This is a genomic window from Acetobacterium paludosum (genome assembly GCF_008086595.1).
Taxonomy (GTDB): Bacteria; Bacillota; Clostridia; order Eubacteriales; family Eubacteriaceae; genus Acetobacterium; species Acetobacterium paludosum.
This window is the reverse complement of sequence record NZ_RXYA01000007.1, coordinates 1-22,153: the sequence shown is the minus strand read 5'-3', so window position 1 is coordinate 22,153 and position 22,153 is coordinate 1. Positions and strand designations below refer to the sequence as shown.

The 22,153-nt window shown below is 36.4% G+C and carries 20 protein-coding genes and 1 other RNA gene; 3 read left to right on the top strand and 18 right to left on the bottom strand.

Features of this window, described 5'->3' with window-relative positions:
- Nucleotides 1-43: 43 nt before the first annotated feature.
- From FZC41_RS08565 to FZC41_RS08480, 18 genes are all read right to left on the bottom strand, one after another.
- A complete protein-coding gene (locus FZC41_RS08565; RefSeq protein WP_148566993.1) occupies nucleotides 44-895 on the bottom strand; it encodes a sensor domain-containing diguanylate cyclase in 852 nt (283 codons plus the stop codon).
- Nucleotides 896-1,167: 272 nt separating this feature from the next.
- Nucleotides 1,168-1,401 (bottom strand): phosphotransferase, encoded by a 234-nt coding sequence (locus FZC41_RS08560; RefSeq protein WP_148566992.1) that lies wholly within the window; start codon nucleotides 1,399-1,401, stop codon nucleotides 1,168-1,170.
- Between the two features lie 24 nt (nucleotides 1,402-1,425).
- Nucleotides 1,426-1,824, bottom strand: coding sequence for a transposase (locus tag FZC41_RS08555; protein ID WP_148566991.1), 399 nt, complete (start codon nucleotides 1,822-1,824; stop codon nucleotides 1,426-1,428).
- A 467-nt stretch (nucleotides 1,825-2,291) separates the two neighbouring features.
- The gene (locus FZC41_RS08550) at nucleotides 2,292-3,314 is read right to left on the bottom strand and encodes an alpha/beta fold hydrolase (RefSeq protein ID WP_170253923.1); all 1,023 of its coding nucleotides are present in this window, start codon (nucleotides 3,312-3,314) and stop codon (nucleotides 2,292-2,294) included.
- Nucleotides 3,315-3,487: 173 nt separating this feature from the next.
- A complete protein-coding gene (locus FZC41_RS08545) occupies nucleotides 3,488-4,657 on the bottom strand; it encodes a MerR family transcriptional regulator (RefSeq protein ID WP_148566989.1) in 1,170 nt (389 codons plus the stop codon).
- 940 nt (nucleotides 4,658-5,597) lie between these two features.
- Nucleotides 5,598-6,086, bottom strand: a complete 489-nt coding sequence (locus tag FZC41_RS08540; RefSeq protein WP_148566988.1) for a hypothetical protein — start codon at nucleotides 6,084-6,086, stop codon at nucleotides 5,598-5,600.
- The gene (locus tag FZC41_RS08535; protein WP_279235173.1) at nucleotides 6,070-6,342 is read right to left on the bottom strand and encodes a MerR family transcriptional regulator; all 273 of its coding nucleotides are present in this window, start codon (nucleotides 6,340-6,342) and stop codon (nucleotides 6,070-6,072) included. The genes FZC41_RS08540 and FZC41_RS08535 overlap by 17 nt, the downstream gene beginning before the upstream one ends.
- Before the next feature lies 1 nt (nucleotide 6,343).
- On the bottom strand, nucleotides 6,344-7,192 hold the full coding sequence (locus tag FZC41_RS08530; RefSeq protein ID WP_148566986.1) for a creatininase family protein: 849 nt from the start codon (nucleotides 7,190-7,192) through the stop codon (nucleotides 6,344-6,346).
- Nucleotides 7,193-7,428: 236 nt separating this feature from the next.
- A complete protein-coding gene (locus FZC41_RS08525; protein ID WP_170253922.1) occupies nucleotides 7,429-8,220 on the bottom strand; it encodes a flavodoxin family protein in 792 nt (263 codons plus the stop codon).
- Nucleotides 8,221-8,758: 538 nt separating this feature from the next.
- Nucleotides 8,759-9,100 carry a cupin domain-containing protein gene (locus FZC41_RS08520; protein ID WP_148566984.1) on the bottom strand — a complete coding sequence of 114 codons (342 nt, stop codon included), beginning with the start codon at nucleotides 9,098-9,100 and terminating at the stop codon, nucleotides 8,759-8,761.
- A 465-nt stretch (nucleotides 9,101-9,565) separates the two neighbouring features.
- Nucleotides 9,566-9,805, bottom strand: a complete 240-nt coding sequence (locus FZC41_RS08515) for a hypothetical protein (RefSeq protein ID WP_148566983.1) — start codon at nucleotides 9,803-9,805, stop codon at nucleotides 9,566-9,568.
- Nucleotides 9,806-9,950: 145 nt separating this feature from the next.
- The gene (locus FZC41_RS08510) at nucleotides 9,951-11,303 is read right to left on the bottom strand and encodes a P-loop NTPase fold protein (RefSeq protein ID WP_170253921.1); all 1,353 of its coding nucleotides are present in this window, start codon (nucleotides 11,301-11,303) and stop codon (nucleotides 9,951-9,953) included.
- A 484-nt stretch (nucleotides 11,304-11,787) separates the two neighbouring features.
- Nucleotides 11,788-12,185, bottom strand: a transfer-messenger RNA (tmRNA) gene (gene ssrA / locus FZC41_RS08505).
- Between the two features lie 10 nt (nucleotides 12,186-12,195).
- Nucleotides 12,196-12,654 carry an SsrA-binding protein SmpB gene (smpB, locus tag FZC41_RS08500; RefSeq protein WP_148566981.1) on the bottom strand — a complete coding sequence of 153 codons (459 nt, stop codon included), beginning with the start codon at nucleotides 12,652-12,654 and terminating at the stop codon, nucleotides 12,196-12,198.
- Between the two features lie 53 nt (nucleotides 12,655-12,707).
- Nucleotides 12,708-14,924: a ribonuclease R gene (gene rnr, locus FZC41_RS08495; RefSeq protein WP_148566980.1), complete on the bottom strand. Its 2,217-nt coding sequence runs from the start codon at nucleotides 14,922-14,924 to the stop codon at nucleotides 12,708-12,710.
- Between the two features lie 16 nt (nucleotides 14,925-14,940).
- Entirely contained in the window at nucleotides 14,941-17,586 is a 2,646-nt protein-coding gene (mutS, locus tag FZC41_RS08490; RefSeq protein WP_148566979.1) for a DNA mismatch repair protein MutS, read from the bottom strand.
- The gene (gene miaB, locus FZC41_RS08485) at nucleotides 17,540-18,934 is read right to left on the bottom strand and encodes a tRNA (N6-isopentenyl adenosine(37)-C2)-methylthiotransferase MiaB (protein WP_148566978.1); all 1,395 of its coding nucleotides are present in this window, start codon (nucleotides 18,932-18,934) and stop codon (nucleotides 17,540-17,542) included. The genes mutS and miaB overlap by 47 nt, the downstream gene beginning before the upstream one ends.
- A gap of 287 nt (nucleotides 18,935-19,221) precedes the next feature.
- Entirely contained in the window at nucleotides 19,222-20,250 is a 1,029-nt protein-coding gene (locus FZC41_RS08480; protein WP_243136679.1) for a hypothetical protein, read from the bottom strand.
- A gap of 167 nt (nucleotides 20,251-20,417) precedes the next feature.
- Here FZC41_RS08480 and FZC41_RS08475 point away from each other — a divergent pair, with 167 nt between their 5' ends.
- The 3 genes from FZC41_RS08475 to FZC41_RS08465 are packed head-to-tail and all read left to right on the top strand — an operon-like array spanning nucleotide 20,418 to nucleotide 21,749.
- Nucleotides 20,418-20,810, top strand: coding sequence for a hypothetical protein (locus FZC41_RS08475; RefSeq protein ID WP_148566976.1), 393 nt, complete (start codon nucleotides 20,418-20,420; stop codon nucleotides 20,808-20,810).
- Nucleotides 20,811-20,851: 41 nt separating this feature from the next.
- Entirely contained in the window at nucleotides 20,852-21,259 is a 408-nt protein-coding gene (locus FZC41_RS08470) for a helix-turn-helix domain-containing protein (protein WP_148566975.1), read from the top strand.
- Entirely contained in the window at nucleotides 21,249-21,749 is a 501-nt protein-coding gene (locus FZC41_RS08465; RefSeq protein ID WP_148566974.1) for an AP2/ERF family transcription factor, read from the top strand. The genes FZC41_RS08470 and FZC41_RS08465 overlap by 11 nt, the downstream gene beginning before the upstream one ends.
- The last annotated feature ends 404 nt before the right edge of the window (nucleotides 21,750-22,153 follow it).

The window sequence follows — 22,153 nt, the reverse complement described above, 5'->3', positions numbered from 1 at the left end:
TTAAGTTATATAAGTCGGGCACTGGTTTATCCACTTATCTTTTTCAGCGACTTTTTTTAATTTCATAAAGCTTTTTATCCGCTTCAATAATAACTTTTTCAAGAGTGTCTTCATCGTACATCTGGTATAATCCAAAACTGACACTAGCATGAATAACACTGTCGTTATAGCTTATTTTTATATGATTAATAATATTCTTCATTCGTTTAATCAAAAGGTTGGCTTCAGCGTAATTTGTGTTTGACATAAGTAGTATAAACTCATCGCCACCAAAGCGACCGAAAATATCAAACTCACGGATACTTTCATTGATCGTTTTTGCTATTTCCATTAAAACAAGATCTCCTCCATGGTGACCGTAAGTGTCATTAATATTTTTAAATGAGTCAACATCAATCATAGCAATTGAAAGATTGGTCTGAAACCGTTTTGTTTTTAAAAATTCAACATTTGCCAGTTGCTCAAAGTATTGTCGATTATTGATACGAGTCAGGCCGTCTATTTGTGCAAGTTCTCTCATGTTTTGTCCTTCTACTTTATCAGTCACATCGATACAGCTTCCAATGTATCCTGAAAACTCGTGATTGTTAATATAGTAGGGCACTCCTCTGTCATTAATCCATCTCCAGACACCATCTTTGCGTTTCAAACGGTATTCCATTTCAAAAGATTCCTCCTTTTCGAAGGCATCTAAATATATTTTGAGGCAGGTCTCATAATCTTCAGGATGGACACCTTCCGCCCATCTAACTCCCATTTCCTGTTCCAGAGGTCTACCGGTAAAGTTCAGCCAGGTTGTATTAAAATAATTACATAAAGTATCTTTCCCGGATCGCCAAATCATATTTGGCGAAGATTCTACAATTATACGATACTGATCATTATCTAAATTCATTCAATTTCCTCTCAAGTATATTCACTTTTTCTATTTATCAGGAATAAATAACGCTGAATGATACCTGATACTGCACTCGAATTTTTTATATCAGTTTGGTATACGCTTTGTAAATTTTCATAATGGCCAATGATTTTTTGCATATTTCAATCATATTGTCCAAATTCATCAGCCCATTTTATTAAATAGAATGAGTCATGAGCTACATATATTACAAGTATTTCCCAAAAATCTTCCGGTACATTATCCCCAAATCAGGTATCAATCTGTTCTCAATAATAAGGGCTACTTACTTCTGTCCTAAAACTTTCTAGCTTATAAAATTCTTCATACGGATCACCAATTTCCCAATGATTAAAATCTATTACAACAAATTTTCCATCAGGTGTCAATATCAAATTTTCAGAAAGGAAATCCCCATGTTGGTATACCTGAGGTTTCAACCATATCTTATCAAGATTATCATTGATAAACTTAAGTGCAACCTCATCTCCAGAAATTTTCAATACTAATTTTTGATTATCTAATGCCTACTGAATCATCACCAATTTTCGGAAATAACTGTCCCCATTCAATCCCAACATGAAAAACTGAAAATGGGCACAAAGAACCTTTCGAAGATTCAGATTCAGAACAACAATCGACAGTGCAATGGTACAAAGGCCGGTATCTAGCAAACGTAACCGGATCAGACCCAGACCACATTTGAATTTGGCCAGACTGAATTTTCGTTCAACTTCAATACGTTCACAAATATCCACGTAGTCCTGTTTTTTATCAATCACATCATTTTGGGGTGGGCGACCTCGTGCCGGACCTGATAATCGAATCCCTTTTACTTTGCACAACTTGAGGTTTTCCCGGTTTCGGTAAACCTTGTGCCAGAATCCGTGACGAATAAACTCCGATTTGATCTTTGTATCGCTCAATCACTTCGATCAGATAGTTTGCTTCGTTATATGCGTCAAAGGATACTTTTTCAAGACGGTTGATTGACTTTGGCATACACTTTTACTCACCATATTATATGTAAAATTGATCGATATTACTTTTGACCCCCTAACCAAAATTTGATTTAAAAATATAAAAAGAACGAAATCTTTAAAGACTCTGCTACAGTAATGTAAAAAGCCACTTATAGATTGAGTAAATTATTTAAACTTTTTAACGAAAGAACGCCATAAAAGGGTATGCACTCAAGTAGGATAAGTGTGATAGAAAATTCTGCAATGACTTCAAGAGATTACACATCACGATCGGCTCCGATTATCCTATTTGCTTGACTTGTGTTGATTTTGACAACTTCATTGTATATTTTGTCTATAGCGAGAATGTAGTAACAACAGATAAAAGCATGACTTCATAATACCAAGATTGTCCACGCCGTTTTATTATTTTATAATCTGTTTTCGGATAAAACCATGTCGATCATTAATTTGTTAAATTTTTCAGATTCTTCAAAACAGGGAGAGTGCGCTGACTTTTCAAACCAAACAAGTTTTTTCTTGGGCGCTTTTAAGTAATGAAAGTATTTTTCAGCGACAATGGAAGAAACTTGAAAATCATTCTTGCCAAGGAAAAAGCAAACTGGTACATCCAGGCTTTTCACTGTTTCAAAAAGATCAATTTTTAAAAATTCATTTTGTGACATGCTATTCCTTGATGGTGCATTCATTGCTTTGAAGAATCGGATAATATCGGTAATATTATATTCTTTGACTGTAAATATTTTCATAATAAACGCACTCAAGTTTTTAGAACCGTAAATTGCTCCACCAAAATAAGCGAGCCATTTTCTTTGTGTTCTTGTTCCGGTTACCCCGCATTTATAGATGCCGTTCCGGGATTTACCTATTTCTTTAAGTTCACGAATAGCTTTTCGGTTATGTTGTTCGACGGCGACGTTTAATGTAAATTGATAAGATTTCAACTCACTTGCCGGCATGCTGGAAACCTGCCCTGTTCCGATATATGCACAAAAAAGTTCTGGATGTTGCAATACTGCCAAAGTCCCAATTAACGTTCCCCAGGAATGACCCAATAAGAAAATTTTATTCTTGCTAAAGCGCGCTTTTAAATACTGTGTTAACTCGCAAATATCCGCAACAAACATACTTACCGATAATGGCTCGGTTGCAGTCCTTTTTGTATATGATTTTCCACAGGCTCGCTGGTCCCAATACACAACTACAAATTTTTTTTCCAATGGAGAGTTGTAATATCTGAAAAGACTAGTTTCAGATGAACCAGGTCCGCCATGCAAAAGCAATAGCACGGGATTGTTTCTGTTTTCTCCACGAATTATGATCGACTCTTTTGTATTTCCGATTATAACCATGCTCATCTCTGTAATACTATTTTTTAATTCTCTCCCTTTCATATCCTTAAAGGATGGTGTATAAGCCCTGAATAGTGACATAAGAATGCCTCCAATTTTTAATTGAATTGTCATGCCTGAATGTTTATATCTTTCACGACAAACATCGTCAAATTATTTCAAATACTAAAAAGCGCTCTACTAGCGCTTTTTTATGATATATCATATCAAGTATTTAATCTATTAAAATCTGCTTAGCATCCCATTTTAATTCATTACTTATTATTTTCAGAATAAATTTTTAGAGATTCTCCAATAAATTTAGCTTCGTCATTCGTAAATTTCTTATCTACAACATTCAGATTTTTATTGGCATTTGATAAATAAATATCAGCCATGTTGGATAAAAAAGCCTTACAGTTTATTCCCATATCTATATGATAATGTTCATAATTGCTTTTAGTTGTATCTGCTATTTCTTCAACAATTTGTTGAATCTCTTTTGAAGTAGAATCTTTACTTAAGTCAGCTACAAGCTTTTCATATAATCTATCTAGTTTAGGCTGTTTATCTCTCAAATAAATTTTAAAAACTTCTTTAATAAACTTAGCTGCACCTTTTCCATATTTATTATCTACGGCTTCTCTCCACTTACGATCTGTCATGGTCATCATAATGTACCAATGATTATCACCTCTATCCATTTTAAAAATTTCATAGTCTTTTTTAACAGTATCTGTTATTTCTTTAGCAATTTGCTGAATTTCATTTGAAGTAGGATCTTTATTTAAATCAATTGTAAGATTTTTATATAATTCCTTTAATACAGGATGATTATAGTGAAGAAAATCCTTTTCAAACTCATCATATTTTTCTCCCATAATTATTAACCCGTCATTATTTAAATCTTTCCTCGTAGATTCAGTAAAATTTTCTATACTTCCATACAGTTTTATAGCGTTTTTAGCAAGTTTAGTTTCATTATGTTTCATTTGTTCAATCATTTTATCAAATTCACCTATACTTCCCCAAGTCTTGATTACTCTATCTTTATTTTCTTTCTTAAATTCTATCCATACATTATAATATTTTGTCATATCAAATTCTTTAAAGCTCATGGTATTATCTCCTTTTAAGGTTTTATTTATAAGCCCTATCAAACCATTCAATCTATCTCGTTTTAAAATCAGAATCTTTTTTTGATTTTCCAGAGCTTGCATTTTATCAAAATATGGACTAACCATGATTTCTTTAACTTCTTTTAGTGGAATATCAAGTTCTTTAAAAAATAAAATCTGCTGCAAGGTCTCAAGAGCTTTATCGTCATAAAGCCTGTAACCTGCCTCTGTAACTGCACTTGGCTTTAACAATCTTATTTCATCATAGTAATGCAGCATGCGCACACTTACCCCAGTCAGATCCGAAACTTGTTTTATTGTTCTCATGACTATTCCCTCCAAACATGATTTAGAACTGTCAATAATGCCTAATACTCTGCCGGCTATGAGTTTTAGTTTATATCTTCAAACTCTAATTTTATATTACACTATGACATGATGTGAGTGTCAACATTTTTTAAAACTGTTATTGGTTTTAGTACGCATAGTTCATTTATTCTTCATAAACAAGATTAGAATTTATTATAGTCTTTAGTCTGTTGAGCGCGCTAAACAATAAACCACCTGCTATGCGCAACATCATAAGCTTAAGAGTTTCCGTTTTATACATGTTTAGATTTATCAAGAATATCCACATTTATCCTTAATTAACACTTGAAAAAGCGCATAAAAATCACATCTTATAAAATTGATCTTTATGCGCTTTTCAAAAACTATTCTTCTGATTATTTTTATATTTATTTAAAAACGTACATAGAATAATGTCTTCAAGTGGCTTCTTGCGTTTCCTTGAAAAACTATTTGGGTTTTCAAGATGAACATGTGGCTTGATTTGTTCTGAATTAATCGATTCATACATTTTTCTGAATTTTCTGGCATGATTACCATTCATGCCACCCCTGCTTATATTCTAATACATAAACAAAAATAAGGAAATCCAATTAATATTTCTGGATCTCCTTATTTTTATGATGTTAGGCTCAGCCGGGGAACCTAATTAACAATTTTAATTCTTTCAATCCGGGTTCATTTTTATCGCTCTTTCTAAGTTATTTGAAAAGTTCCCTGGACTTCGCCATCAGCTTGCACCAAACAACTAAATGAATCTCAATCCAACCTTCTGTACGGTTGCAGGTCGCCGACAAATACAGCTTGATTTCTTTTATCAAAATTCAAAGTCAGCAAATAAGAATCAACAAATCAGTTTTAAAAAATTCTCAGCGGATATCGTGTTATTACAAATTTTCATAAGCAGTTTTTTATCCATTTAGGCAATACTACATATTATTTCCAAATGCATCTGACCATCCTTCATATTGTATTTTTCATAAGTATTGTGGATGATGGCTTTGCTTTTTTCTGCATAATCAAATAAAGACTTGTAGCCATTTTCTCTTTGTCCGACTTTATTACATGCAACTTTTATACACATTTCTTTTTCTTGAATTCGAACACTCTCATCTTTTTCATCCTCATCAGTATAGGCAAATATTTCACAAATGTCCTTTGCATCATCTGCTAAACTCATTTTTAAAATATGTCCGCTGCGAAGCATTTTACCCTTTACATTTTCATAAAACTCACTCATGAAACGATTTAACTGATCCATTTCGCAATGTATATTTCGATAATATACATTGCCCTGTTCAATAAAATACCCCTTGTCAACAATGCAGTCATTTTCATCATCATTTTCTCCGGTTGTACGCCTTTGTTCATTGATAATTAATTCTTTTTGTTTAGCCAGTAATTTCAAATAAGCGTTCCTGATATATAGTCTCTAAACTTGCACCATTCATTTTAATCGTAATTATTTTGATCTGTTCAAGTGAAATGCCAATATTTTTAAGTCTAATTATTTCTTTGATCTCATCAATCTGAGACTCTTCATAATATCTGTACTGATTTGTTTCATCTACATATGCGGGTTTAAATAAATCAATTTCATCATAAAAGCGCAACGTTTTTTTGTTAAGATTTAACATAATCGAAAATTTCCCGATGCTATACAAGTCACTCAACTCCTTTCACATGCAACGATGGGATACCATACAATTTATGATGTGCAAATTGTTGAAAGTTTTGTCTTTTTATAAAGCACGATGTACAATATCTGATTTTTTCAATTACTGCCATATTCAGCGTTTTCCCTAACATCGCTGACGCCTCCTTGGGATAACCAAGATGTCCGTATCCTGAAGTTTTTGTCATCACCACTTCAGGATTGAGCATATCTTTGTCATTTACAATTATATCCGGCTGTTTCATAAAGTCGTGTTTAACTAAATCCTTTCGAATCTCTAACATGTTTGATGTTTCAATCCAACCTGCGTGAAAATCATTTGGATATGCCTTCAATTTTTGTTTCATATCTTGATCTTGATTTCCAGCCTTGATTGGAACTTTCCCAGAAAATATCGCCCCCATAGGAGCAAATGCAACTATTCCATTTTCATTATTCACTTTTTCACACGCCTGTTCAATTGCAATGGTATGCTTGGGGTCTGCATGCCCTGAAATAATAACAATATGTTCTATTCCCCATTCAACAATATTGTTTACTGTGGCTAGCACCAGTTCATATAATAACTGTTGCGAAAGATGAATATTTCCCGGGATTCCCTTCATATTGGCATGTCCGAAGGTGATAACAGGCATTGTAAGAAATGTGTAATCTCCAAATTCGACCTCCAGTTTGCTCAAACTGTTTTCCATCCAGTATTGTGTTTCATAAACGTCAACACCTAAAGGAAGATGTCTTCCATGCTCTTCGATGGGTGCCAAGCCAATGAACGCAATGGTTTTTTCTTTGTTACACTGCTCAACTTCCGGCCAATTAATTTCCAAAATATTTAAACGCATCAATTACCTCCTGTGATCGGTTATATATCAAGTATAAACATTCTATTTACCGGAAGGTCAAGCATAAAATGGGATTTCGAAACATATTTTTTATCTTTTTTATCTAGGTTTTGTCATTTTCCTTATTATTTGACAATTTAAAGGTTTTATCGGTAATTTTATTACAGATAAAAAACTGATAAAGCGTCTAGACTGTATTGATTTCACTGGTTATCAGACTTATTCTTTAATGCATTCTACATATAGAAAATTGCAACTATACTTCCAATTAGCTGTGCAAATTTAATTTTTAGAAAACTCGCCTTATTGGGGATATAGTAATTACAGTCTCTTTGAAGCCATTCATTCCTTTGCCAATATTTATAATCAACTGTATCTTGACATTGTGTTGACTTCTGCCAACATTTTTGTTGAACCCTGAATGTGATCAACGAATAAAATGAGGGTCTTTGATTAGATTTATTTTTAACTGCCTTGAATAACGCTTCGGCTACCTTTTTAATCTCTTTACTATATCTTGATTCTATCTCAACAGAATCCATCTGTTTGCCTGTCCGAAACTTGCTGCTCCCTGCCAAATTCATACCCCAAGTGGTAAATGCGTTTTTCATAGTATTTATTGTATGATTTGATGAGCCGCCTCCCGAAGTAGTTACTATAAATACATTCTTTCCTGCAAACGCAGGCCTGTGGCAGTTAAATGCCATTCGGTCGATCCAGTTTTTCATTATCCCATTGACATCCTCCACATATACAGGACTTGCTGCAAGTATCCCATCTGCTTGATATATCTTTTCCCAGATAAAAAGCAGCTCATCCTTCAAAGGGCATTTTTCTTCTCCTTTATCAAAACAAGCTCTGCAACCACAACAGGTCTTAATATCAAAGTGACTCAACAGTATTTTTTCAATCTCCAGAGTAATCTTCTCCTTATTAGCAATTGATAAAAGTTGTTGTTCAATCAGTGAAACAGTCTTGTTTGTGTTGCCATTTGTTCTATAGCTGCTGACCAATGATATTATCCTCAATATAATCTCCACCTTAAAAAATAATTATTTATCAATTTATCATTCCATCATTAAAATTTAGCCAATCCTAATAACGATATCAGAACCTATGTCAGTTTAGAAATTGCCCTATGATCTTCCAATAATTCTTTAGTTATCTCTTATCCGCTTTTTATCTTATTTTTAATGCTAATCTCCCAGTTTCCTGAGAAACAAATTAAAGAAAGATTCCGGCTTTTAAAACCTGATTTTCTACTGTTCGCTTCACGCTACTCTTTTATAAACTGATACTCTGCCAAACTTATGACATTGCTCGGTTTCTTGCGATATTCGTCAAAGAATAAATGAATTCTATTTTTATTTTCAATATCTTTAAAGTAAACTGTTCCTTTTGCATAACTTCCAATTTAGGCAGATCACCTTTTTATATTCACGAGTTAAACCGTTTTTAACGAGGAAATAGATTTCTGTTATTCATGAAAAAGTTCTTCGATTTGACTTTCAAATTCATTCTTATATTTTTTATTTTTGTCATAAGTGCGATTCTCACTTATAAAATTTATTTATGAATTCTTTTACCTCCAAAAGCTGAAATTGTTCTCGTTCCAGCAACGTACCTTCCACCTTGTAAAGTTCCTTTCGGAACAAATATCTCATCACCTGGATTTAGTATAATTTCTTTTTCATTAATAATTGCTGTATACTGACCCGAAACGACAACTGTATATTCATCAAATTCATGCTTATGTTCTTTTGAAACCCTATCTGAATAGCATGTCCAAAAAGCCATTTGGCTACCACTTTCACCTTCAAAATAATATCCATCAATATCTTCAGTATTTTGTTGATTGCTACTAATATGATTCTTTTCATTTTTCATAAATTTGGGAAAATCTTTCATGTTTAGCACCTCCTTGTTCTGTTCGAACAAAAGTATTTGTAAATTTAAGAGTAAATCGGTATGGCTTATTTTATCATTTACAGGTCAATAATAAAAATAAAATAAAGAAGAAATTTTCAAATGAAAAGCAAATAAAAGAGCCGTTCCGAACCTCCTTCACAAATTTAAGCAATTTAGCTCTATTTTATTACCAATATTTTACTTTTATAATTCGTTTTAAATAAAAAGCTACCAAATATTTCTATTTAGCAGCTTTTATGTTACATAGTATTCATTTTAGGTGGAGGCGGACCGTACCGGTTCAAGGTGACAATAAATATTTCTAATTATCGTCATATTTAATCTCAAACTAACTCGGAAAAACTCCCTAAACGTTATAACATAAGCCCTATACCATTATCCATCTTCTCATAAACCACTGCACAACTTCATTGTACCAAACACTTATTACCATTAAGACCATTATTACTGATAAGTAACCGGTATTGGACCAATTTGAGATGCTGGAGCATTTGTACCTATTATGTTCCAGCCCTCCAATGCTGTTATTTTTTCATCAGATCCATAAAATAATAAACTATCTGCTGAAGATAGCGAAATTATCAAACAATTTGAGCTTGTAGTAGAATCAAAACCATAATAATATTTTCCCTCAATACTCAAATCGGCAACACTATTAACTTTTGTATATGTATAAGAACGCAAGTTAATACCTTGTGTATAATTATTATTGATTAATTTTATTTTACTTATATCGAAAGAGGAATTAACATTTACATTTGTTATTCCTGTAAGTTTAAATAAATCTGGCGAAACATAGGTACTGCCATCAACAACAACACCATTAAAGCTAGATCGGACAATCCATCATCAAACAAAGTATCTCAGGACTAATTAAAGTAAAAAGCTGATCTTCTTCAGATTGAGTTAAATATCCATTACTGATAATTCCAATTTCATTAAGATCCTCTTTTTTAAAATACTCACTAACTTTTGAAATATCCTTAATGAATGCATCTTTTTGTTTTATAGTTTTTTTAAAAGTAATTCTTGCTTCTCCTTTAACGATAGAAAAATTATTATATTTTCTTAATCTAAGAATCGCACTTTTTATTTCTAAATACTCTTTAAAGTTCTTTAGTTTAATAACTTCAATGATGAAGCGCGTAATATCAAAATAATAAGCTGGATCAAACCCGCTCATATAGTATTGATTTTCCCATTGTATTGGTCTCTTATTTTCTATTTTTTCTGCCAAAATATTTAACTTTCGATAATTAAGTGATTCAAAAATTTCTTTGCTTTTTAAACTTATTTTCGTGTTTAATTCATACTCTAAGCTAATTTGTTTTGTCAGTAGAGTACCTAAATACTCATATTTATTTTGAGCTTCTGGCAAATAAAATTCATAATCAAATACCTTATCAAAATACTGATGTGTATCATATTCATTTCCATAATAACCATTAAGTAAGTTTGCAAATTCTAGTTTATTTATAGATATTAAGAAATTAACGTCTTTTCCCTTTTTCATTATTTCTTTATTCAAATATATTATTTTTTTAATTAGCTCAATTGAAAACCTGGGCTCGCATCTGTCAAGTTCATCAATAATTAATAGGTATTTATTATTAATTTGTTCTTCGGAAAAAAGCAAGTCAATCATAATTTCATAGAATTTTTTTTCATCAATGATCTCGTTCAAAATAGTATTAGAAAGCATTTTATACACTGCCATATTATTGAACTCATCAATTGGTTTTATCATTTGTTTGCTAACATCCTTAGTCAGCGGCAACAGAGCTTCACCTACACTTTTTATTAAGTCTTTAAAATACTTGAGCCCATATTCTTGCATGAACTCATAAAAAGACTTCCCATCTTTTAAAGGTTTTATCAAGTCATTATAAACAAACTCCAAAAAAATACCATTAATATTCGTACTTGCTTGATTCTCCCAAGCATCAAATTTCATAATTTTAAAACTTTGTTTTGTCATTGGTTCCGATTCTTCTTCACTAGTCTTAAGAATATCTTCTTGTTCAACTCGTTCGATAAATTTATCAATAAAAAAGCTTTTTCCACTTCCCCATTCTCCAACCAATGAGCATATTCTATTTTTTTCGATGTTATTAAACTTAATCAGCTCACCTATTAATTGCTCTCTTTGCACAAATAAATCATTCTTTTTTTCTATCTCCATTAAGTCATTCTCCATTCATCAATTTAAACTTTCTTTGATTATAACACCCCTTCCCTTCATTGTCTAAAAACAAAAATATAAAAACAGCCACCCGAAGGTGGCCAAAATCAATAAATAAAATCGCCGGTTTCCTGGTTGTACACTCCACCAAGATCCGGCAACTCTAAATGAGCAAATTTCTGTGATAAGTATACCCTAACCGCAATTCCAAATACATGCCATGCTATCCGCGCAAATTCGATGATGCCCAGTCCTAGGCAATAACAGTCTATGGCTTTACCTAGCATGTAGAGTAAATCTCAGACGCCGCCCCTTCTGGTAAAGTAAAAACCGGTGCCGTTACTGCAACCGGATCATTTGCGCTTGCTAACAACGATATAAGAAAGTTATAATGGGCAAAATTATGGGCAAAATATTTTTTCGGCAAATAAAAAAGCTCTGAATGCCGCATATATAGGTCATTCCAGAGCTTTGTTTATAAAATTGGTGGAGGCGGTGGGAGTCGAACCCACGTCCGAAAGTCCATTCACAGGAGCTTCTCCGAGTGCAGTCATTGATTATTTTCTCATTCCTCTTCTTCTCCAATGACAAAGGAAAAAAGAAACCAGTCTCTTATGCGTTAAAGGCCCGAGACACAACCTAAAACGGTTCCCTGCTTCGATGAACGCCGAAACCCTGAACCACAGGTTGAACCGGGAGGCGTGCGGCAATAATTTTGCCGCGAAGTCTTAAAACAACTTTAGTGCGTTATTATGCAGCTAAAGCCATTCCGTAACTTTTTTCTGTTTTTGCGTTTATATTTATGCGCCGCTTTTTACGATGATCAGCAACATCGACTCGCTACTCAAGCTTCAAAACCCCCGTCGAAACCAGTGCGCCCCCAAATAATTAGCTAATCCTCATGTCTCATACTTTTTTGAATTCTTCGTTGAGAATCTCGGTCAGCAATGGCATGACGCTTATCATAAAGCTTCTTACCTTTTGCCAAAGCCAGTTCCATCTTAACATGATTATCTTTAAAATAGAGTGTGAGTGGTACCAGAGTGTATCCTTCTCGTTGCTTTAATCCGATTAATTTTCGGATCTGTTGTTTATGCATTAAGAGTTTTCGAGTACGCAACGGATCTTTATTATAGATGTTTCCCTGTTCATAAGGATCGATGTGCATTTGATACACATAAACTTCACCATTATAGATATCCGCAAAACTTTCCTTTAAGCTGACTTTTCCCTGTCGAATTGATTTAACTTCTGTACCGGAAAGAACCATGCCCACCTCATAAGTATCTTCAATGAGAAAATCATGACGTGCTTTTCTGTTTTTGGCAATAATCTTTATGCTTTCGCCCATGCGTAACTCCTCTGTTTCTTAGCTAGTATATTATTATAGCACAATGATATTAATTAATCAACTATTTCAAAATCAATTTGTTTTAAATTAATATCAGCTTTTGCAACCATCACTTTGATATCCTGTCCCAAGCGATAGATTTTCCTCGTACGTTCTCCAATGTGATGGTGCATTTCAGGATCGTAATTATAATAGTCATCCTTCATATCCTGGAGTTTTACCAAACCTTCGATGGTATTTGGAAGTTCTACAAACATACCAAAAGAAGTCACTCCGCTGATCCGACCTTCAAATATTTCGCCGATGTGCCTGGTCATGTATTCCGTCATCTTAAGCTTGGTTATTTCTCTTTCAATGGTTTCTGCACGTCGTTCGGTTTCTGAGGCATGTCCGGCAATATTTTCGATGTTTTTTTCTATATAGTCCACTGATTTTTGGTTTATTTTTCCAAGCAAAAATTTTGCCAGGTATCGATGAACAAAAAGATCCGGATAACGTCTGATCGGTGAAGTAAAATGGGTGTAAAACTCTGCACCTAAGGCATAATGTCCGAGATTGTGACCTTCATAAACGGCCTGCTGCATCGTACGAAGCATTAACAACGTGATGACATGCTCTTCATTTTTACCTTTTATATCTTCCACCAGCTTTTGAAAATCTTTTCCGGTCGGCATTTCTTCATCATTTACACCAAGTTTAAAACCATACCGGTTGACAAATGTTCTAAAAGCAGTTATTTTCTCAGGTACGGGATTGGGATGATTTCTAAAAATAAAGGGAACATCAATTTTCGAAACATGCTCGGCAATGGTTTCGTTGCAAACCAGCATGAATTCTTCAATGATTCGATGAGATACCAGCCGTTCATCGATTGAAATTTTTTCCGGGAAGCCATTTTTATCCAAAGTGATCTTCGCTTCAGGAAAATCAAAATTAATGGCACCTCGACTGATACGACGTTTTACCCGCAGAATCTCGTGTAACTCATTCATCATGACAAGCTCATCTCTAAAAGGTTCCTGCACGTTTGGCTCTTCATTCTCTTCATCCAAAAGAGCCGCCACCTGACGGTAGGTCATCCGGGATTTTGAGCATATGACTGATTTAAAGATATCGTAATCCAAAACCTGTCCATTTTCATCAATTTCCATTTTGCAACTGAAGGTCAGTCGATCTTTTTTTGGAACAAGGCTGCAAACATCATTTGAAAGTTTAAACGGCAACATGGGAACGACTCGATCCACTACATACACGCTGGTACCGCGCTCCATAGCCGATGCATCAATCGCATCCCCGAATCGAACGTAATGACTGACATCGGCTATATGCACGCCTAATATGAAATGCCCATTTTCATTTTTACTAATGGACACCGCGTCATCAAAATCTTTGGCATCATCGCCATCAATAGTGAAGATGACTTCTTTTCTGAGATCTTTGCGCTTAGCAAGTTCAGTGTCATTAATTTCGTCAGACAACAGATTGGATTGTCTTTCAACTTCGTGGGGAAAGTCCATGGGAATATCGTATTCCATTAATACTGAAAGGATATCAATCCCGGGTTCGTCTTTATTTCCCAGAATTTCTACAATTTCACCTTCCGGGCTTTTGCCATTGTCAGACCAGATGAGAATTTCGGTTACCACCTTATCTCCGGTTCTCGCCTTTTTCCCCCGTCTTTCGGGAATGAAGATATCTTTGCAGATACGATCATTATCGGGGATGACAAAACCAAAGCCTTTTCCTTTTTCGTAGCGGCCGATAATTTTTTTATGACCCCTCTCGATGATCTCAACGACTTTTCCTTCTGGTCTTTTTTCTCCGGGTTCAGAGATAATTTTCACGCAGACCTTATCCATATCCAGCGCGCCAAAAAGATTTTTTTCATGGATATAAATATCTTCTGAAAAAATGCTGTAATCTGGAATGACAAAACCGAAACCCCGCTGATTGCCTCTTAGAATACCAACAACTTTTTGGGAATCGTCGTCTTCATTTTCGTCGCTCCTGCCACGGCCTTTTTTATCGCTCCAACCTTTGTCTTTTGCAACTTCTTTTTTATCGCCAAAGCTTTTTTCTTTTCCAAACCAGTTTCGGTCCTGTTCATTCTTGCTTTTGACTCCCGTCTCTTTTAAGACGTGAGTCAGCATTTGGCGTTCTTTCTTTTTATTGAGACCAATCACCGTTGACAATTCATCAAATGTCATTTGCTGATATTTTTTATCCTGCATCAATCGTTTCACGATTCGTTTTAATTCTTTGGTTTTCATTTTTTTTCCTATCACCTTATATTTTTTCCCGCAATTGATAAATCACATTCATAACTTCGATGGGACTCATTTCATCCATTTTCAAATCTCTAAGGGTGCTTAATGCTGCTTCTTCCTCATCAGTCATGCTTTTAGCCACATCGAAAAAATTCAGCTGGCTGCCCTTTCCGCCGCTTAACATGGGTGGCTCTGTCACCAACAGTTCCTGTCGATAGGTATTTTCGCCTGATTCAAGATGTCCCAGAATTTCCTGGGCCCGTTGCGTCACTCTTGTAGGAAAACCTGCTAGTTTAGCAACTTCGATCCCATAACTCTGATCGGCCGGGCCGGATATGATTTTTCTTAGAAAGATAACCCCATCCGGCGTTTCTTTAAGACGAATACTGAAATTTTTGATTCCCGGTTTTAAGGATTCCAGTTCAGTTAATTCGTGATAATGAGTTGCGAATAACGTCTTGGCGCCGATATTGTCTTCGTTGTGTAAATATTCAACCACTGCCCAGGCAATGCTGATGCCATCAAACGTTGACGTTCCGCGACCAATTTCATCTAAAATCACCAGACTTTTATCCGTCGCATTTTTTAATATGTTGGCCACTTCAGTCATTTCCACCATAAAGGTGCTTTGCCCGCTGGCCAGATCATCACTGGCGCCCACCCGGGTGAAGATACGGTCAACTACTCCGATGGTTGCGGCGTCTGCCGGAACAAAAGACCCAATTTGTGCCATTAAGGTAATGATCGCCACCTGACGAATAAAGGTGGATTTTCCCGCCATATTCGGTCCGGTGATAATGAGCATGCGCTGGTCATCGTTATTGAGGGTGCAGTCATTTCCAATGAAATGATCCGATCCAATCATTTCCTCTACCACTGGATGCCGACCGTTTTCAATGAAAATCGTCTTTTCATCGACGATTTTAGGGCAAACATAATGATTCTGCTGGGCTACGGTTGCTAAGGAATAGATTGCATCCAATTCAGCCACTTCCCGGGCTTTTTTCTGAATCCGAGGAATTTCCTTTAGCAACTGCTCTCTTATTTTTTGAAAAATCTCGGTCTCGCATCTGAGCAATCCTTCTTGAGCACCAAGAATTTTATTTTCCATATCCTTCAGTTCTGGGGTAAAATAACGTTCAGCATTTGAAAGCGTCTGTTTCCTGATATATCCCTCTGGGACTTGTGACAGATTGCTTTTGGTTATTTCAATAAAATACCCAAAAATCCGATTATATTTCACTTTTAGGTTTTTTATTCCGGTATTTTCTCTTTCACGGCATTCCAGATCTCTGATCCAGTCCTGACCTTTATCAGTGGCTTCCCGAAATTCGTCGATCTCCTGATGAAAGCCAGTTTTAATTACGTGTCCGTCTTTTAATACCATCGGCGCATCATCATCAATGGCCTTTTCAATATAGTCCCATATATCTTCTAAAATGTCGTCGTTATCAAAAAGCTGTTGCAGCTTTTCTGAATCAATGGTATCAATAAAGTCTTTAATTAGAGGCAAAGCACCCAGAGACTGTTTCAGTGCCAACAAATCTTTGGGATTGATACTTCCGAAAGAAAGCTTTCCGCAAAGACGCTCCAGATCATAGACTTTAGTCAGGATGGTTTTAAATTCCGGCAAACGGGGAGCATTATTGTAAAAAGCATCAACACAGCCCTGTCTTTCAAAAATGCTCTCGGTTTTAAGAAGGGGCGCTTCCACCCAGCGTCGCAAAGTTCGTCCGCCCATGGCTGTAACGGTTTTATCCAAAACCCCCAGCAGGCTTCCACGTTTTTCAAGCGTCCGCAGGGTTTGCGTCAACTCGAGATTTCGCCGCGTCGACAAATCAAGGACCATGTAATCTTTGCTGTTGTAATAGCGAATCGTTTTAATATGTGTCAATGCGCGTTTTTGGGTTGCGTCAAGATAACCAAGTAGCGCTCCGGCGGCTGCAACGGCATGATCTCGCCTTTCAAGATCTAAAGCACCTAACGCAAACACATCAAACTGTTCAATAATCCGCTTGCCGCCATTTCTGACGTTAAAGTATTTCTCCGGATAAAGACTGGCAAGAATACCAAAATTATTTTCGATCAGTCCCAAAGCCTGGGAATCTTTAAACAGCTCCGGGTTTAAAATTACTTCTGCTGGCAGGAGTCGACCAAGTTCGTCGGATAATTGCGCCATCCACTGCTCTTTGTTTTTCCCCTTCATTTCTGTCACAAAAAAATCACCGGTAGACACATCCAGACTGGCAATTCCCAAACAATTGTTTTCTAAATAAAGGGTCATGAGATAATTATTCTTTTTGGATTCCAGGAGCTTTCCTTCCGAAATCGTCCCCGGCGAAATCACGCGTATGATTTCCCGTTTAACGATTCCTTTTGCCTCTTTCGGATCTTCCATCTGTTCGCAAATAGCTACTTTATAGCCTTTTTCGACCAACCGGGTAATGTAGGTTTGTGCGGCGTGATAAGGGACTCCACACATTGGCGCGCGTTCATCCAAGCCACAATCCCGGCCGGTTAATGCAATTTCCAATTCTCGGGAAGCCTTCAGCGCATCGTCAAAGAACATTTCATAGAAATCTCCGAGTCGAAAGAAAAGGAGTGCATCGGGGACCTCTTCATGAATTTTCAGGTACTGGATCATCATAGGGGTTAATTCTGCCATCGGTCTCCTCCTGTTCTATTTTTTTGCCATCCAGACTAAAGGTTTTTGCATCCGTAATCTTTATCATGACTTGCTTTCCAATGTCCGATAAATCACCTTCGAAAATAACCAGTTTGCCGGTCCTGGTTCGTCCGGTCATACGATCCGGATTATTCCTACTGGTCTCTTCGACCAATACTTCCACTACCCGATCCTGATAGTTCTGATTGATATCATGGCCGATCTGATGCAGCACTTCCAGGCAGCGATTAATGCGGTCATGCTTGATTTCTTCAGGGATCTGGTTTTCCATGGTTGCTGCCGGCGTACCGGTACGAATGGAATACAAAAAGGTAAAGGCCGAATCAAATTTGCAGGCCTTAATGACCTTTAAAGTTTCCATAAAATCTTCTTCCGTCTCGCCGGGAAAGCCCACAATAATATCGGTTGTAATGGCCACATCGGGAATCCGGTCTTTCATTTTCTGGACCCGATTGATAATATCTTCCTGGGTATATTTTCGGTTCATCGCCTTTAATATCCGCGTGCTCCCGGACTGAATCGGCAGATGAATATAATTACATACTTTATCACAGTCGGCGATGGCTTCAATTACCGCATCCGTCAGATCTTTGGGATGGGAGGTCATAAACCTTATGCGTTTGAGATTTTCGATGGTATTCAGTTTTCTCAACAGATTAGCAAAGTTGACATCCTTTTCCAGGTCATTTCCATAGGAATTGACATTCTGACCTAAAAGCGTCACTTCCACACAGCCATCAGCGACTAAGGCCTGAACCTCATTAAATATTTTACCCGGCTGCCGGCTGACCTCTCGCCCTCTTGTGTAAGGAACAATACAATAGGTGCAGAAATTATTGCATCCGTTCATAATGGTTACAAATGCTTTGAACGGATAGCGTCGATCCGTTGGAAGATCTTCGACAATGGCATCTGAATCTTCCCAGACCTCGATCATCCGTTGACCATTAACCAAAAAATTGTTGAGCAGTTCCGGAAACTGGTGAATATTGTGAGTGCCAAAAACCAGATCGACCTGAGGATAGGTTCGGACTATTTTTTTTACAATTTCAGGCTGCTGCATCATACAGCCACACACTGCCAGGATTAAATCAGGATTCGTTTTTTTGACGGTTTTGATTGCACCAATATTTCCAAATACCCGATCATCCGCATTTTCTCGGATACTGCAGGTATTGAAAATGACCAATCCCACTTTATTTATGTCGTTTTCTTCAACATACCCTAGAGCTTTTAACATCCCTGACAGCTTTTCTGAGTCATTCTCATTCATCGCACATCCGAAAGTTTTTATAAAGAACGTTAGCTTTTTGTTAAAATGTTTCATCTATATTATTGCTCCTAATTATCTATTTTAAAATATCTATCTATTATATACTAAAAACAATAAAAATGAATGTTAATATTGAACGTATGTTAAATTTAAGGCTCAGGTATTAATTTGGGCCTTTTTTAGTTAAGCAAAGCAGCATATTGAAAAAAGCCGTCGATTATGACGGCTTTTTCTGGTTTTACAGGTCACTTAGTTCCTGGTAATATATAAAACTCATTATATTGGGAATATCGGTGATATTTTGAAGGTTAGTAATTACATCACACTTTTTTTCCAAAAAATCAATTCAGTAATGATGTATCCCGAGCATATGCCCATGGAACAGGATAATCAGTTTTATAGTAATCTTTGCCAGCTGGAACTTCTCCGCTCGAAATAGTATTTCTTGTGATTACCCCATTGACGTAGTTAATTTCATCAACTTGTTGGTATCCCATGTGAGCCATGAGTAAAATTAATTCTCCGCTTGAGTTATTTGACTGCCCATACAAGCCGCTATGTCCGCCGTTTGTCGTCCCTATAAATTTTGCTTGTCCGTTTTCATATGTATAAATCGAATATTCATAATTGGCTTCGCAGTCGCCCTTTTTAACAAATAGTTCTGGTATCCCGTTGCTGTCCATATCAAACAAGCTGTAAGGACAAGCATATTGAGAGTAGCCATATTTAGCGCCATTATCCTTAAACAGCTGATATACAACCTGCTTATAAGCATCTTTGTATTGCACGACAGAAGCATCCTTGAATGGGGCGCCTGAGTTTAGTGGCGGATCGGTACCTTTGGGAACAACTTGAATTCTAATAGCTTCTAAACGATAACTGTATCCGGCGGTTCCGGCTGATTCTCCATTTTTAGCCCAGCCCATCCAACCAATGTTTTGAGCATGGACCTGATAATAGATATCAAACTTATCAGCATCAGCACCTGTGAGTTTGATTTGGATAGCTTCGAGGCGTTTGGATTCTCCTTGTGTTCCACTCATCACTCCGTTGCTTTTCCAACCTCGGCCTGCATTTGCTTCCCATCCAATATCTTGAATATGCGTCTGATACGATACACCGAGATCGTAGCCCTGCGAGTCAAGATTGATCTTAATACCTTCAAGTCTTAATGATCGGCCAGATGTGCCACTTGTATCGCCATTACTTTTAATCCCAATGCCAGCATCAGCTTCCCATCCGATGTTTTCAATGTGGGTTTGATACGAAACCCCCGGAGTACTCGCAGCAGATACACTCGCCGGAATTAATCCAACAATTAACAGCAGGGATAATAGTAATACAAAACTTTTTTGAATACTTTTCTTCACAAATTCATCCTCCCTCTTACTTTTTTCTCTATGGTAACGATTGTAACATTGATGGGGAGATAAATTCAACAGTAAAATAATTTAAAAATAAATGAAATAAGGGGTTGACACTGTACCACTATGGTGGTACACTTATATCAATGAAAGAGATAAAGGAGATTACGAAGATGAAACTTACGAAAGAACTTATAGAAAAATACGATGATGACAGCCAAATGTTCTACCGCTTCCAAAACCCTGAATGGGAAGTTGGCGATGTAAGTTTCGGAATGATCTACTCTACCGAAGAAGAAGCTAGACAAGATTTTGAAGATATGGGTTTAGACCCAGAAGAAGCAGTTTTACCGGGAAAAAGTTGTATGGATACATTTGCTGGAATTATGAGCATGAGATTTGTAAATGAATTCGATAAAGATTTTAACCTTATCGTTTTTAACGGATATGACACTGGTGTTAGCGGGCATGACGATGAATGTGTAGCAGAATATTACGAAACTGTCGAAACGTTTGATTTCGATGAAGCCTGCCAATACGCTGAATTAACAATCTGGAATAACTAGGGAGGCTTTCTCCCTTTTAAAATTTAATAAGGAGAACTATAATGAGCAAATTACAGGAAATGCGAAAAAAGAGAATGTTGAGCCAAAACGATCTAGTAAAAGCGTCTGGCGTTTCGCGAACGATAATTTTAAAATACGAGTCCGGTGAAAGAGAGATAAACAAGGCTGCTGCCATTACCTTACTTAAATTATCGACGGCTCTTTCCTGCAAGATTGAAGATCTGTTGGAAAATACCAATGAAGAAAAGCAACCCGTCTTATTTAATATGTATAAAATTTGGCGAGAAGATTTAATTAAAAACGGTGAAGACGTCGGTCTTCCTTATACATGGGATTCCGGAGAAGCTTCTGCAAGAGAAGACTTTGCTAATTATTGGATAATGAGCGCCGAAATATCTTTTGTAGAAATGCTTGAACTAGAAAAATTGTACGACGCCAATGAAAAATAAAGATACAAAGTTTAAGGCCAAAGATATCTCTAATTTCAAATTCGGGAGGCTTACAGCGCTCTACCCAACCGATAAGCGAGATAAAGATAACGGCTCAGTAATTTGGCGTTGTGAATGTAAATGTGGAAATTTTAAGGACGTTGCAGAATATTTACTTGTGCGAAAAGATATTAGAAGCTGCGGTTGCTTAGAAAAAGAAAGCAGACAGAACAACGGAAAAAAGGTCGGGGCATCGCACGTATCCAAAAATATTGTCGACGGTACAAATATACAGGCTTTAAAAATCCCACTTCTTTCTACAAATACCAGCGGCATAAAAGGTGTCACGTGGGATAAATCGAGAAAAAAATGGGTAGCACAAATTAATTTTATGAGAAAGCATATTTTTTTAGGCCGTTTTGGTGAAATTGAAGATGCCGCAAAAGCCCGAAAAGAAGCCGAAGAAAAGTATTTTAAACCAATTTTAGAAAAGTATCGAGGTGAAAAATAAATAGCATTAATAAGTTTAGTGGAATACGCAGTAAAACATGGGAAATCACCCGACAGTGTTCGGCAAAAAGTTTTACGCGGTGGATTTCAAACCGCCCGGAAGATCGGGAGAAATTGGGTGATCGAAGAAGACGAGCCATATTTAGATAAACGAGAAACAACCGGGGAATATAAAAATTGGAGAAAAAAAGATTAGCCCCTTAACCGGGGCTTCAGAGCGAAGACAAACCCGATTACAAGCAAACAAAGCTGTAGTCGGGTTTTTATATTGCTGCCCCAAAATGAAAAAACAGAATAAAACGTGAAGGCAACCCAAAACGCATTCGTTTTCGGTACAGCAGATTTGCCAGTTTTTTCATATTCAGGCATGCCAAAGTCAGCCCGATCTGCATGGCAACCCGGGCC

What these genes read in the sequence shown, in the direction of transcription:
- FZC41_RS08565 (WP_148566993.1), bottom strand. Translation starts at nt 895, where the DNA reads ATGAATTTAGATAATGATCAGTATCGTATAATTGTAGAATCTTCGCCA.
- FZC41_RS08550 (WP_170253923.1), bottom strand. Translation starts at nt 3,314, where the DNA reads ATGTCACTATTCAGGGCTTATACACCATCCTTTAAGGATATGAAAGGG.
- FZC41_RS08545 (WP_148566989.1), bottom strand. Translation starts at nt 4,657, where the DNA reads ATGAGAACAATAAAACAAGTTTCGGATCTGACTGGGGTAAGTGTGCGC.
- FZC41_RS08530 (WP_148566986.1), bottom strand. Translation starts at nt 7,192, where the DNA reads ATGCGTTTAAATATTTTGGAAATTAATTGGCCGGAAGTTGAGCAGTGT.
- FZC41_RS08520 (WP_148566984.1), bottom strand. Translation starts at nt 9,100, where the DNA reads ATGAAAGATTTTCCCAAATTTATGAAAAATGAAAAGAATCATATTAGT.
- FZC41_RS08510 (WP_170253921.1), bottom strand. Translation starts at nt 11,303, where the DNA reads ATGGAGATAGAAAAAAAGAATGATTTATTTGTGCAAAGAGAGCAATTA.
- smpB (WP_148566981.1), bottom strand. Translation starts at nt 12,654, where the DNA reads ATGGGCGAAAGCATAAAGATTATTGCCAAAAACAGAAAAGCACGTCAT.
- rnr (WP_148566980.1), bottom strand. Translation starts at nt 14,924, where the DNA reads ATGAAAACCAAAGAATTAAAACGAATCGTGAAACGATTGATGCAGGAT.
- mutS (WP_148566979.1), bottom strand. Translation starts at nt 17,586, where the DNA reads ATGGCAGAATTAACCCCTATGATGATCCAGTACCTGAAAATTCATGAA.
- miaB (WP_148566978.1), bottom strand. Translation starts at nt 18,934, where the DNA reads ATGAAACATTTTAACAAAAAGCTAACGTTCTTTATAAAAACTTTCGGA.
- FZC41_RS08475 (WP_148566976.1), top strand. Translation starts at nt 20,418, where the DNA reads ATGAAACTTACGAAAGAACTTATAGAAAAATACGATGATGACAGCCAA.
- FZC41_RS08470 (WP_148566975.1), top strand. Translation starts at nt 20,852, where the DNA reads ATGAGCAAATTACAGGAAATGCGAAAAAAGAGAATGTTGAGCCAAAAC.
- FZC41_RS08465 (WP_148566974.1), top strand. Translation starts at nt 21,249, where the DNA reads ATGAAAAATAAAGATACAAAGTTTAAGGCCAAAGATATCTCTAATTTC.